The following is a 12,596-nucleotide window of genomic DNA, read 5'->3' as shown; positions in this document are numbered from 1 at the left end:
GGGCGGGTGAGCCGACCGATGATCCCGCCGCGGACGGTCACGCCGGCGCCCCCACCAGGTGCTTGAGCACCGAGGTGAAGAAGCCGAGGCCGTCGAGGGAGGGGCCGGTGAGCGCCTCCACCGCGTGCTCGGGATGCGGCATGATGCCGACCACGTTGCCGGCCTGGTTGGTGATCGCGGCGATGTCCCGCTGCGATCCGTTGGGGTTGCCGCCGACGTAGCGGGCGACGACCCGGCCCTCGGCTTCGAGCTCGTCAAGCGTTGCCGGGTCGGCGACGTAGCAGCCCTCGCCGTTCTTGACCGGGATCAGCACCTCCTGGCCCGGCTGGAACATGTTCGTCCAGGCGGTGCCGGTCGCCTCGATGCGCAGGATCTGGTCGCGGTTGCGGAAGTGCAGGTGCTGGTTGCGGGTGAGCGCCCCGGGCAGCAGGTGCGCCTCGCAGAGGATCTGGAAGCCGTTGCAGATGCCCAGCACGGGCAGGCCCCCACCGGCGGCGTCGATGATCTTCTCCATCACCGGGGCGAACCGGGCGATGGCACCGCAGCGCAGGTAGTCGCCGTAGGAGAAGCCACCGGGCAGGACGACCGCGTCCACCCCGTGCAGCTCCGCCTCACCGTGCCAGAGACGAACCGGTTCGGCGCCGGCGATCCGTACGGCCCGGGCCGCGTCCCCGTCGTCAAGCGAGCCGGGGAACGTCACCACACCGACCCGAGCGGTCACGACCGTGCTTCCGCAGGTTCGTCGGTCTCGACCAGACGGACCGTGAAGTCCTCGATGACCGGGTTGGCGAGCAGCTTGTCGGCGATCTCCCGGGCCCGGTCCAGGTCCGGTTCACCGGTAAAGTCGATCTCGATCCGCCTGCCGATCCGTACCGAGGCGACGTCGTTGACGCCGAGCCGGGGCAGCGCGTTTGCGACGGCCTGGCCCTGAGGATCGAGGATCTCGGGCTTGAGCATGACGTCGACGACGACGCGAGGCACTGGGCACTCCTGACTGTGTACGCAGTTGGGTGCCGACCCACAACGGGCGAGCGCAGCCAGCCTACCTGGCAGATGCCGCGCCAGACGCACCGGCCGGACGCCGCCCGGGTGCCGCACGACCGTACCCACGCGGACCGATCGGGACCGATACGGGTTCGTTGCGATCCCGATACGGCTTCGTTGCCAGCTTCCCGCCGGTCGACCCCCGGCTGGACGAGCCCTCGGGCGGCAGAGCAGCTGAGAGCCGCCGCCGGTCGCAGGTGGCCCGGTGACGGGAAATCCAACTGTTACATCGCTTTGTTTCAATGAACCTCTTGTGAAACACCTCACCGGGCCCTACGGTACATCGTCAGACGTCGATGTATAGATGTCGCGGTGGCGGATCACCCCCGTCCGGCACCGCAGGCCGGCCCGGTGAACCCGGGTCCTGGGAACCCCGAAGGAGCCCCATGCGCATCCGATCCCTGATCGCGGTCTTCGCCACCGCCATGGCCGCGGTGATGGGCGCCAGTTCCGGCGCCGTCGCCTCACCCGTCGGTCCGTACATCATCGGCGGCGGCACCGTCTCCTCGGCGCCGTGGGCCGCCGCGGTCTTCAGCAACGGCTCGTTCACCTGCTCCGGCACGATCATCGCCCCGCAGTGGGTCCTCACCGCGCGGCACTGCCTCGGCGGCTCGATGTCGGTCCGGGTGGGCAGCGTCTACCGCTCCTCCGGCGGCGTCACCCGAACGGTAAGCGCCACCTACGGCCGGTACGACCTGGCCCTGATGCGCCTGTCCAGCTCGGTGAGCACCAGCTACGTGACGCTGGCATCCAGCAACCCGCCGGTCAACTCGACCAACTCGATCTACGGCTGGGGCATGACCTGCTACAGCGGCTGCTCGGCGTCCACCCAGCTGAAGACCGCGAGCGTCCGGGTCACCAGCACGAACGTGAGTGACGCGTACGGCGGGCAGGCGATCCGGAGCAGCCGGATCAACGGCAACGCGTGGCGGGGCGACTCGGGCGGCCCGCAGTTCTACAACGGTCAACAGGTGGGTGTGGCCTCCACCGCCGACGGCCAGAGCATCCAGAACTACGGCAGCGTCGCGTACAACCGTGCCTGGATCCGGTCCGTTTCCGGCGTCTGACGGTTAGCGCCCGTGGCGGCGCGGATGGTGGGCCCTGCGCCTGCCGTCCGCGCCGCGCGGTTTTTCAGCATCCGAGCAGGTGAACAGGGCTCACGATGTGCCGCACCCGGGCCTGCCAGCATCGGAAACGTGCTGGTCGTGACGACGGATCAACTTCCCGGCTACGAGATCCGCCAGATCCTCGGCGAGGTGGTCTCCTCCATGGCCAGAACCCGCAACCCGTACCGCGAGGGAGTGAAGAACCTGCGCGGTGGCGCGTACGACCCGATGGCGCCGGACAACCTCACCCGCTGGCGTACCGACTCGGTCGCCCGCCTCGGCGAAGAGGCCCGGCGGCTCGGCGCGAACGCCGTGGTGGGGATGCGGTTCGACAGCCGCGACTGCGGCGAGATGTGGATGGAGATCTGCGCCTACGGCACCGCCGTGATCGTGGCGCCGAAGGTCCCCGACGTCATGCCCCCCGACCAGCCGCTGGTGGCGGCGGAAACCGCCCAGGAACCAGCCTTCGCCGAGGAACCCGGCAAGATCGCCGAACCCCCCAGCGCCCCCACCCTGGGCACCGCCCCCCAAACCCCCACCCGCGACTAACCCCACCCGCTCACCCGCTCCACCGTCCGACCGCGCTGCCCGCGACACCCTGGCCGCCGATCATGAAGTTATTGCCCGCCGGCGCGGCGTGGCGCAACAACAACTTCATGATCAACGAGAGCGACTGGGGGTGGGGGTGGGGGTGGGGCCGGGGGTGGGGGTGGGGGTGGGGTTAGAGGATGGGGGGTGGGGAGTAGGTGGCGGCTTGGGGGTGGGATTCGACGATTTTGGTGATTCTTGCGGTGACTGCCTGGATCTGGGTGGGGGCGGCGCCTACGAAGGCGGCACGGTCGGCGACCAGGGCGTCGATCTCGGGGCGGGTGAGGGCGAGTCGGTCGTCCGCGGCCAGCCGGTCGAAGAGGTCGTTGTCGGGGGTGCCCTTCTCCCGCATGGCCAGGGCGACCGCGACGGCGTGCTCCTTGATCGCCTCGTGGGCGGCTTCCCGACCGACGCCCCGACGGACGGCCGCCACCAGGATCTTTGTGGTGGCCAGGAACGGCAGGAACCGCTCCAGCTCCCGGTTGATCACCGCCGGGTACGCGCCGAACTCGTCCAGCACGGTGAGGAACGTCTGGAACAGCCCGTCGGCGGCGAAGAAGGCGTCCGGCAGGGCCACCCGGCGCACCACCGAGCAGGAGACGTCGCCCTCGTTCCACTGGTCACCGGCCAGCTCGCCGACCATCGACAGATAGCCCCGAATGATCACCGCGAAGCCGTTGACCCGCTCCGACGAGCGGGTGTTCATCTTGTGCGGCATCGCGCTGGAGCCGACCTGGCCGGGCTTGAAGCCCTCGGTGGCCAGTTCCTGGCCGACCATCAGCCGGATCGTGGTGGCCAACGACGACGGTGCCGCCGCCACCTGCGCCAGCGCGGAGAGCACGTCGAAGTCGAGTGAACGCGGATAGACCTGCCCGACGCTGCCCAGCACCCGACTGAAGCCCAGGTGCTCGGCGACCCGCCGCTCCAACTCGGCGACCTTGGCCGCATCGCCGTCGAAGAGGTCCAACTGGTCGGCGGCGGTACCCACCGGTCCCTTGATCCCCCGCAACGGGTACCGGGCGATCAGGTCCTCCAGCCGCTCGTACGCGATCAGCAGTTCCTCGGCGGCCGACGCGAAGCGCTTGCCCAGCGTGGTCGCCTGCGCCGCCACGTTGTGCGAGCGACCGGCCATCACCACGTCGGCGTACTCGTGGGCGTGCCAGGCGAGCCGGGCCAGCGTCGCCACCACCCGATCCCGGATCAGCTCCAGCGAGCGGCGCACCTGAAGCTGCTCGACGTTCTCGGTGAGGTCCCGGGAGGTCATCCCCTTGTGCACGTGCTCGTACCCGGCGAGCGCGCTGAACTCCTCGATCCGGGCCTTCACGTCGTGCCGGGTGACCCGCTCCCGTGCCGCGATCGAGGCCAGGTCGACGTCGTCAAGCACCCGCTCGTACGCCTCGACCACCCCGTCCGGCACCGGAACACCCAGATCCCGTTGCGCCCGCAGCACGGCGAGCCAGAGCCGCCGTTCCAGCCGGATCTTCTCCTCCGGCGACCAGAGGGTGACCAACTCGGGCGAGGCGTACCGGTTGGCAAGCACGTTCGGAATCATCGTCACCCCGCCATTCTCGCGACAACCCGCCGCAGCAAGCCCATCGGGTCGCGCCACGGTATCGATCATGAGGTTGGCGGCGACTTGAAGATCAATAACTGCCGTCAACCTCATGATCGACGGACCGGATTACGGCGGCTGGGCGGATTGGGTCAGCGGTCGAGGATGGCGGTGACGCCTTGGCCGCCGGCGGCGCAGATGGAGATCAGGCCGCGTCCGGTGCCCTTGGAGGCGAGCAGTTTGGCCAGGGTCGCGACGATCCGGCCGCCGGTGGCGGCGAACGGGTGACCGGCGGCCAGCGAGGAGCCGTTCACGTTTAGCTTGTCGGTGTCGATGGCACCGAGCGGGGCGTCCAGGCCGAGCCGGTCCTTGCAGAACTCCGGCGACTCCCAGGCCGCCAGGGTCGCCAGCACCTGCGAGGCGAACGCCTCGTGGATCTCGTAGTAGTCGAAGTCCTGGAGGGTGAGCCCGGCCCGGGCCAGCAGCCGGGGCACCGCGTACGCGGGTGCCATCAGCAGCCCCTCCTCGCCGTGCACGAAGTCCACCGCGCCCGTCTCCGACCAGGAGAACCAGGCCTGCACCGGCAGGTTGTGCTCGCGCGCCCACTCCTCGCTGGCCAGCAGCACGGTGGAGGCACCGTCGGTAAGCGGCGACGAGTTGCCGGCGGTCATGGTGGCCCGTTCGGCGTCCGGTCCCTTGGCACCGAAGACCGGCCGCAGGGTGCCCAGCTTCTCCAGGGTGGTGTCGGGGCGGAGGTTCTGGTCGCGGGTCAGCCCCAGGTAGGGGGTCATCAGGTCGTCGAAGAAGCCCTTGTCGTACGCGGCGGCGAGCCGCTGGTGCGACCGCAGCGCCAACTCGTCCTGCGCCTGCCGGTCGATGTTCCAGCGCAGCGCGGTCTGCGCGGCGTGCTCGCCCATGGACAGGCCGGTGCGGGGCTCGGCGTTGCGGGGGACCTCCGGCTTGAACGGCTGGGCCGGGCGCAGTTTCGCGGCGATCCGCAGCCGCTCACCGAGGGTGCGGGCCGAGTTGAGCTTGAGCAACGTGCGGCGCATGTCCTCGTTGACCGCGAGCGGAGCGTCCGAGGTGGTGTCGACGCCACCGGCGATGCCGACGTCGAGCTGACCGAGGGCGATCTTGTTGGCGACCAGGATGACCGCCTCCAGGCCGGTGCCGCAGGCCTGCTGGATGTCGTACGCCGGGGTGTGCGGGTCGAGCTTCGAGCCAAGCACCACCTCGCGGGTGAGGTTGAAGTCCTTCGAGTGCTTGAGCACCGCACCGGCGACGACCTCGCCGACCCGCTGCCCGGCCAGACCGAACCGGGCGATCAGCCCGTCCAGCGCGGCGCCGAGCATGTCGGAGTTGGCGGCGCTGGCGTAGCGCGAGTTGGAGCGGGCGAAGGGGATCCGGTTGCCGCCGATGATCGCGACCCGTCGAACGTTCTGCACGATCCGCCTCCTCGAAAGTGTTGCCCGCACCTTACTCACCAGTAGGCTACGCCTATGACCGACAGGTATGCGAGCTTCGTCCACTCGGGCGCCGGGCGGGCGCTGGTCAAGCGCCTCGGGCTGCCCGATCCGCCGCGACTGCGCCGGCACGCACCCGGCGAGCCGATTCTGCCCGGGCTGGTCCTGCTCGGTGCCGCCACCGGCGGGCGGCTCACCGAACCGGTCGGCAAGGCCCTGGCCGCCGCCGGGCTCGCCCTGCGCGATCCGGCCACCGCCGTGCCCGATCCGGCAACCGGTCGTACGCCGGAGAGCGCCGCCCTCGTCTTCGACGCTACCGGCATCAGCGACTCGTCCCAACTGCGCCAGCTCTACGACTTCTTCCACCCGCAGGCCCGGGCGGTCCAGCCCAGCGGGCGGGTGATCGTGCTGGGCACTCCGCCGACCGAGTGCGGCACGCCCCGCGAGGCGACCGCCCAACGGGCACTGGAGGGGTTGACCCGCAGCATCGGCAAGGAGTTCGGCCGGGGCATCACCGCACAACTGGTGTACGTCACGAGGGACGCCGACCCGGGCACCTGGACCAGCCTGGAGTCGACCCTGCGGTTCCTGCTCTCGGGCCGTTCCGCGTACGTCTCCGGGCAGGTGATCCGGGTCGGTGCCGGCCAGGCGACCGCACCGGCCGACTGGGACCGCCCGCTCGACGGGCAGGTGGTGCTGGTCACCGGCGCGGCGCGGGGCATCGGCGCGGCGTTGGCCCGGGTGCTGGCCCGCGACGGGGCGACCGTGGTGGCGCTGGACATCCCGGCCGCCGGGGACGAACTGGCGGCGGTGGCCAACGAGATCGGCGGCAGCGCCGTGCAGCTCGACCTGACCGCCGCCGATGCGCCGGCCCGGCTCGCCGAGCACCTGTCCAGTCGGCACGGGCGGGTGGACGTGGTGGTGCACAACGCCGGCATCACCCGGGACAAGACCCTCGGCCGGATGGACGCCGACCGGTGGGACCAGGTCATCGACGTCAACCTGTCCAGCCAGGAGCGGATCAACGACCTGCTGCTGGAGCGCGGGCTGATCCCGGCCGGCGGGCGGCTCATCGGTGTCTCCTCGATCGCCGGGATCGCCGGTAACCGGGGCCAGACCAACTACGCCACCAGCAAGGCCGGGGTCGTCGGGCTGGTCGACTCGCTCGCCCCGGCGCTGCGGGAGCGGCAGATCAGCGTCAACGCGGTCGCGCCCGGGTTCATCGAGACCCGGCTGACCGCCCGGATCCCGCTGGTGCTGCGGGAGGCCGGCCGCCGGATGAACAGCCTCTCGCAGGGCGGACTGCCGGTGGATGTGGCGGAGACCATCGGCTGGCTGGCCTGGCCGGCGTCCGGTGCGGTCACCGGCAACGTGGTCCGGGTCTGCGGCCAGAGCCTGCTGGGGGCGTGATGGCCCGGCGCAGGCGCGACGACGAACCGGCCGACGACCTGTCGGTCGGCGAGCTGATCGACGGTCCGACCGAGGTGCTGACGCCGGAGATCCGGGCTGCCGCGCTCGCCGCACCGGCCGGCGGCGGGGACCTGGAGGCGACCCGTGACCTGTCCGGCCTCGCCCCGGCCGGCGGTGGCTCCGACGTACCGGCCGACAGGCCTGGGTCGGATCCGGCGACGTCAGCGTCCACCGACGCGCGCCGGTCCGGCATCAGCGGCGGCGCCCCGACCGGCCCCACGGCGAGCGGAGACCCGGCGGGCCGGGCGCGGGTGGAGTTGCCCCGGTTGCCGGCGGCCGGGCCGTTGTACCGGCGGGCGTTGCTGAACCCGGTGCCGGGGCTGGGTGGGCGGCGCGGTGAAACGGTGCCGACGGTGGAACTGGCGGTAGGTGGCGTGCCGGTGGATCCGGAGCGGCTGGCCGACTACGACCGGGTCTGCGGGTTCCGGCTCGCCGACCGGCTGCCCGCGACGTTTCCCCACGTCATGGGTTTTCCGCTGGCGCTGCGTCTGATCACCGCGCCGGAGTTCCCGATTCCGCTTACCGGGGTGGTGCACGTCGGCAACCGGATCACGGTGCATCGACCGGTCACCGTAGCCGACCGGCTGGACTTCACCACCTGGGCGGAGAACCTGCGTCCGCACGACCGGGGGCGGCAGGTGGACGTCGTACTCGTCGGGTCGGTCGACGGCGAGGAGGTGTGGCGCGGCGTCTCGACGTACCTCGGCCGGCAGCGCACCCCGGACGGCGGCGAGCGACGCGACCACGGTGAGCGGCCCCCGCCGCCGGCCGCCACCGCCCGCTGGCAGGTCACGCCCCGGGTGGGTACGGACTACGCGAGGGTCTCCGGCGACCACAACCCGATCCACACCTCGCGGTGGGGTGCGCGGCTGCTCGGCTTCCCCCGGCCCATCGCACACGGCATGTGGAGCAAGGCACGGTGTCTCGCGGCGTTGGAGAGCCGGCTGCCCGAGGCGTACACGGTGGACGTGGCGTTCAAGCTGCCGGTGCCGCTGCCCAGCACGGTGGCCTTCAGCGCCACGGCGCTCGGCCCGGGCTGGGATTTCAGCCTGCACGACCGGCGTGGCCGCCCACACCTGGTGGGCACCATCCGCTGAGCGGGGCCGGGCACTTGCCCGGCCCACTCTTTTCCGCTAAGTTCTTCTCAACAAGAGATATTCTCGAAGTGAGAGTGATCGAGCGTGAACGAGCAGGATTTCCTCGCCGCCTACGACCCGCGGGCCTATCCGGCGGTCGCGGTAACGGTCGACATCGTCGCCCTGACCATCCGCGACGACGCCCTGCACCTGCTGCTGATCCGACGCGGCGAGCAGCCGTACGCCGGCCTCTGGGCCCTTCCAGGCGGTTTCGTCCGGCCGGACGAGGACCTGGCTGTCGCCGCGCGGCGGGAGCTGGCCGAGGAGACCGGCCTCGACGGCCAGCCACTGCGCCGCGTCCACGTCGAGCAACTGGCCTCCTACGGCGCACCCGACCGCGATCCCCGGATGCGGATCGTCTCGATCGCCCATCTGGCCTTCGCGCCCGACCTGCCGGACGCGACGGCCGGCACCGACGCCGACGAGGCGGCCTGGGTGCCGGTCGCCGAGCTGGCCAACCGGCAACTCGCCTTCGACCACGGCCAGATCGTCGCCGACGGGCTGGAGCGAGCGCGCTCCAAACTGGAATACACCCCGCTGGCCACCCGCTTCCTCGCACCCGAGTTCACCATCGGGGAGCTGCGCGCCGTCTACGAGACGGTCTGGGGGCACCAGCTGCACGCCGGCAACTTCCACCGCAAGGTGCTCTCGGTGCCGGGCTTCGTGGAGAGCACCGGCGCCAGCACCGAGCGCGGCGGCACCCGAGGCGGCCCGCGTGCCCGGCTCTACCGGGCCGGAGACGCTCGGCTGCTGCACCCCGCGCTGCTGCGCCCGGCGCGTGAGGAGACGGTGCGATGAGGACCGACGAGGCGATCCGCCTGGTCACCGCCGCCCGCGACGACGACGAGCTGTTCGGCGGCGACGCGCCGGAGCGGCGCTACCGGGAACTCGTCGGTGCCCTGCACCCGGACCGGCTCGGTTGGGCCGGTCCGGGGATCCGGGCCGCCGCCACCGACGCCTTCCTCCGGGTCACCAGCCGCTGGCGGGCCCGGCGGGTCACCGTGTTGCACGGCTACCGGTGCGGGCGGCCCGCGTACTCGGGCGATCTCGCCGACCTGTACGACGTCGGTGCCGACCGGCTGCTCAAGCTGCCTCGCGACGCGGCCGACAACGATCTGATGGCCCGCGAGCAGCGTGCCCTGCGCACACTCGCCGAGCGGGGCGACCCACGCTGGCTGCCGTACGTGCCCCGACTGGTCGACAGCTTCACCCACCGCGACGCCGACACCGGAGCGGACCGCCGGATCACGGTGCTCGGCAGCGCGCCCGGCCTGCACAGTCTGGTCGAGGTACGGCGGGCCTATCCGGACGGGCTGGACGCCCGTGACGTGGCGTGGATGTGGCGACGGCTCCTGGTCGCCCTCGGCCTGGCGCACCGGGCGGGCCTGGTGCACGGTGCGGTGCTGCCGTCACACGTGCTCATCGACCCCGACGCGCACGGCCTGGTGCTTGTCGACTGGTGCTTCTCCACCGAGCCTGGCGGCACCGTGCCGGCAATGGTGCCCGACCACCACACCTGGTACCCGCCGGAAGTCCCCAGCCGTCAGCCCTGCGGTCCGGGCACCGACATCTTCATGGCCACCCGCTGCATGACCTGGCTGCTGGACCGCCGGGCCCCGCGTCAGCTGCTCGACTTCGCCCGGGGCTGCCGGCAGCGGTTCCTGCGCAGCCGCCCCGACGACGCCTGGCTGCTGCTGCGGGAACTGGACGAGGTGCTGCACCGCCTCTACGGGCCGCGCACCTTCCGCCCCTTCACCCTCAACCCCTAAGGAGGCTGCCATGGGCAGCGGAGCATGGTCCACCGATGTTTACGACGCCGCCGACCGCTACCGCCGGGCCACCGGCACCAGCGCCTTCTCCTACAGCGACAGCGGGGCCCGGGTGGTGCACCCGGCGCTGGACCCGCGTGGCGCGGTACGGGAGAGCCGGGACAGCGCGGAGCACCCCCAGTCGACCCCCGTCGCGGTCCTGTTCGACGTGACCGGCTCGATGGGGCATGTGCCCCGCGTTCTCCAGGCCAAACTGCCGCAGTTGCTGGGGCTGCTGCTGCGCCAGGGCTACGCCCGCGACCCACAGGTCATGTTCGGTGCGATCGGGGACGCCACCTGTGACCGGGTGCCGTTGCAGGTGGGGCAGTTCGAGTCCGACAACCGGATGGACGACGACCTCGGCCGGATCGTGCTGGAGGGCGGCGGTGGCGGCCAGATGCGGGAGTCGTACGAGCTGGCGCTGTACTTCATGGCCCGGCGCACGGTCACCGACAGCTGGGAGAAGCGTGGCCGGCGCGGCTACCTGTTCGTCATCGGCGACGAGTTGGCGTACCCGCAGGTGAAGGCCGCCGAGGTGAGCCGGCTGATCGAGGACGACCCGCGCGAGGACGTGCCGTTGCGGCAGATCGTCGACGAGGTCACCCGCCGCTGGGACACCTACTACCTGCTGCCCGCCGGCAGCCACTACTCGGGCAACCGCCGGGTGCTCGACTTCTGGCGCGACCTGCTCGGCCAGCACGCCCTGGAACTGGACGATCTCGCTGCGGTCTGCGAGACCATCGCGCTCACCGTCGGCCTCGGCGAGCAGGCGATCGACCTCGACCAGGGTCTGCGGGACCTGGACCGCGCCGGCTCGTCGGCCACCGGCACCGTGTCGAAGGCGCTCGCCCGGCTGGACGGGGAATCACGGGCCGAGGTGTCGGAGCTGCCGGCCGGCCGTACCACCGGTCGCGGAGTGGTCCGGCTGTGACCCGGCCGGCGGCGGGTGCGGTTCCGGGCGACGCGGTCACCGGCGGGACGGCGGCTGCGATGGCGGCGGCCCGACGGTCGGGCGGTACGGCGGCGGCCGTGCCGGACGGGTGGTCAACCGGCGGGCCGGCGGCGAGGGGGCCGCGCGGCCAGCACGTGATCGTGGTCGACCTCGGGTACGGCGACGCAGGGAAGGGCACCGTCGTGGACTGGCTCTGCGCGACCCGGCCGGTGCGGACGGTGGTGCGGTTCAACGGGGGTGCGCAGGCGGCACACAACGTCGTCCTGCGCGACGGCCGGCACCACACGTTCGCCCAGTTCGGGGCCGGCACCTTCCGCCCGGGGGTGGGCACCCACCTGTCCCGCCACGTGGTGGTGGACCCGCTGGCGTTGGCCGCCGAGGCCGACCACCTCGCCGCCGTCGGGGTACCCGACGCGCTCGACCGGCTGACCGTGGACGGGGAGGCGCTGCTGGCCACCCCGTACCACCGGGCCGCGAATCGGGCCCGGGAGCTGGCCCGTGGAGCCGACCGGCACGGTTCCTGCGGGCTGGGGGTGGGCGAGGCCGTCGCGTACGGTCTCGCCCACCCCGACCAGGCACCCCGGGTGGCGGACTGCCGCAGCCCGGAGCTGCTGCGCCGCCGGCTGACCGCGCTACGGGACCGGCTCAGCGCGGAACTCGGCCCGCTGGACGCCCCGCCGGTAACCGACTGTCTGCCGGCGTACCGGGCCTTCGCCGAGCGGGTGGCGATCGTGGACCGGGGCTGGCTCGCCGGGGAGTTGCGTGCCGGGACCTGCGTGTTCGAGGGTGCGCAGGGAGTGCTGCTGGACGAGTGGCACGGCTTCCACCCGTACACGACCTGGAGCACCACGACCACCGCGAACGCCGAGGCGCTGCTGGCCGAGGCCGGGCTGGCCGGATCGGCGACCCGGCTCGGCGTGCTGCGGACGGTCACCACCAGACACGGGCCGGGACCGCTGGTCACCGAGGAACCGGCGCTCGGGCTGACCGAACCGCACAACCCGACGAACCCGTGGCAGGGCCGCTTCCGGTTCGGCCACTTCGACGCCGTCGCCCACGCGTACGCCCTGGCGGTCACCGGTGGGGTCGACGGCCTGGCGCTGACCCACCTGGATCTCGTGGGGCAGGGTCTCGACCTGCGGATCTGCGACCGCTACGCCGACCTGGACGGGCTGGTGCCGGGTCCACCCGGCGACCTCGACCGGCAGGCGGCGCTCACCGCCCGTCTGCTGCGGACCAGACCGGTGTACGACGCCCCTCCGCCAGCCGACTGGCCCACCGCGGTGGAGCAGGCGCTTGGCGTACCCGTCGTGCTCACCTCCCACGGACCCACGGCGGAGGACAAGCGGATGCGGACGGCCCAGCTCGACACCGTCCGTCCGGACGGCGGTACGGCCACCCGGGTGCCGGTGGCAACGGGTGGAAGGCCCCATTAGCGGTGATCCGTCCGTCCCGCCCCGATGCGTCCGCCCGGCGG

Annotated in this window: 12 protein-coding genes; 8 read left to right on the top strand and 4 right to left on the bottom strand. The window is 72.0% G+C overall.

Translation table 11 applies throughout. From position 1 onward, the window contains the following. Window positions 1-37: 37 nt before the first annotated feature. Window positions 38-721: a phosphoribosylformylglycinamidine synthase subunit PurQ gene (gene purQ / locus AB0J93_RS13240; protein WP_363921341.1), complete on the bottom strand. Its 684-nt coding sequence runs from the start codon at window positions 719-721 to the stop codon at window positions 38-40. Continuing rightward, the gene (purS, locus tag AB0J93_RS13235; RefSeq protein WP_210939093.1) at window positions 718-981 is read right to left on the bottom strand and encodes a phosphoribosylformylglycinamidine synthase subunit PurS; all 264 of its coding nucleotides are present in this window, start codon (window positions 979-981) and stop codon (window positions 718-720) included. The genes purQ and purS overlap by 4 nt, the downstream gene beginning before the upstream one ends. 449 nt (window positions 982-1,430) lie before the next feature. Between purS and AB0J93_RS13230 the strand changes: the two genes are divergently transcribed. Together AB0J93_RS13230 and AB0J93_RS13225 are read left to right on the top strand one after the other, a co-directional pair. Beyond that, window positions 1,431-2,111, top strand: coding sequence for a trypsin-like serine protease (locus AB0J93_RS13230; RefSeq protein WP_363921337.1), 681 nt, complete (start codon window positions 1,431-1,433; stop codon window positions 2,109-2,111). Window positions 2,112-2,135: 24 nt separating this feature from the next. Then, complete coding sequence (locus tag AB0J93_RS13225) at window positions 2,136-2,699, top strand: YbjQ family protein (RefSeq protein WP_363921554.1); 564 nt, start codon at window positions 2,136-2,138, stop codon at window positions 2,697-2,699. A 172-nt stretch (window positions 2,700-2,871) separates the two neighbouring features. Here AB0J93_RS13225 and purB read toward each other — a convergent pair whose 3' ends face one another. Then, window positions 2,872-4,296 (bottom strand): adenylosuccinate lyase, encoded by a 1,425-nt coding sequence (gene purB / locus AB0J93_RS13220; RefSeq protein ID WP_363921335.1) that lies wholly within the window; start codon window positions 4,294-4,296, stop codon window positions 2,872-2,874. 146 nt (window positions 4,297-4,442) lie between these two features. Next, window positions 4,443-5,735, bottom strand: a complete 1,293-nt coding sequence (locus AB0J93_RS13215; RefSeq protein WP_363921333.1) for an acetyl-CoA C-acetyltransferase — start codon at window positions 5,733-5,735, stop codon at window positions 4,443-4,445. Between the two features lie 54 nt (window positions 5,736-5,789). Between AB0J93_RS13215 and AB0J93_RS13210 the strand changes: the two genes are divergently transcribed. From AB0J93_RS13210 to AB0J93_RS13185, 6 genes are all read left to right on the top strand, one after another. Next, the gene (locus AB0J93_RS13210) at window positions 5,790-7,163 is read left to right on the top strand and encodes a 3-oxoacyl-ACP reductase (RefSeq protein ID WP_363921331.1); all 1,374 of its coding nucleotides are present in this window, start codon (window positions 5,790-5,792) and stop codon (window positions 7,161-7,163) included. Window positions 7,164-7,414: 251 nt separating this feature from the next. Continuing rightward, window positions 7,415-8,320: a MaoC/PaaZ C-terminal domain-containing protein gene (locus AB0J93_RS13205; protein ID WP_363921552.1), complete on the top strand. Its 906-nt coding sequence runs from the start codon at window positions 7,415-7,417 to the stop codon at window positions 8,318-8,320. 84 nt (window positions 8,321-8,404) lie between these two features. Further along, window positions 8,405-9,157 (top strand): NUDIX domain-containing protein, encoded by a 753-nt coding sequence (locus AB0J93_RS13200; RefSeq protein WP_363921329.1) that lies wholly within the window; start codon window positions 8,405-8,407, stop codon window positions 9,155-9,157. Then, window positions 9,154-10,128, top strand: coding sequence for a serine/threonine protein kinase (locus AB0J93_RS13195; protein ID WP_363921327.1), 975 nt, complete (start codon window positions 9,154-9,156; stop codon window positions 10,126-10,128). The genes AB0J93_RS13200 and AB0J93_RS13195 overlap by 4 nt, the downstream gene beginning before the upstream one ends. Before the next feature lie 10 nt (window positions 10,129-10,138). Continuing rightward, complete coding sequence (locus AB0J93_RS13190) at window positions 10,139-11,098, top strand: hypothetical protein (protein WP_363921325.1); 960 nt, start codon at window positions 10,139-10,141, stop codon at window positions 11,096-11,098. Between the two features lie 158 nt (window positions 11,099-11,256). Next, entirely contained in the window at window positions 11,257-12,555 is a 1,299-nt protein-coding gene (locus AB0J93_RS13185; protein ID WP_363921550.1) for an adenylosuccinate synthetase, read from the top strand. Window positions 12,556-12,596: the final 41 nt, after the last annotated feature.

The sequence above is a fragment of the Micromonospora sp. NPDC049374 genome (genome assembly GCF_040677165.1).
Classification (GTDB): domain Bacteria; phylum Actinomycetota; class Actinomycetes; order Mycobacteriales; family Micromonosporaceae; genus Micromonospora.
The sequence above is the reverse complement of the archived record's forward strand: the minus strand, read 5'-3'. Positions and strand labels throughout refer to the sequence as shown.

What these genes read in the sequence shown, in the direction of transcription:
- AB0J93_RS13230 (WP_363921337.1), top strand. Translation starts at nt 1,431, where the DNA reads ATGCGCATCCGATCCCTGATCGCGGTCTTCGCCACCGCCATGGCCGCG.
- AB0J93_RS13225 (WP_363921554.1), top strand. Translation starts at nt 2,136, where the DNA reads ATGGTGGGCCCTGCGCCTGCCGTCCGCGCCGCGCGGTTTTTCAGCATC.
- AB0J93_RS13210 (WP_363921331.1), top strand. Translation starts at nt 5,790, where the DNA reads ATGACCGACAGGTATGCGAGCTTCGTCCACTCGGGCGCCGGGCGGGCG.
- AB0J93_RS13195 (WP_363921327.1), top strand. Translation starts at nt 9,154, where the DNA reads ATGAGGACCGACGAGGCGATCCGCCTGGTCACCGCCGCCCGCGACGAC.
- AB0J93_RS13190 (WP_363921325.1), top strand. Translation starts at nt 10,139, where the DNA reads ATGGGCAGCGGAGCATGGTCCACCGATGTTTACGACGCCGCCGACCGC.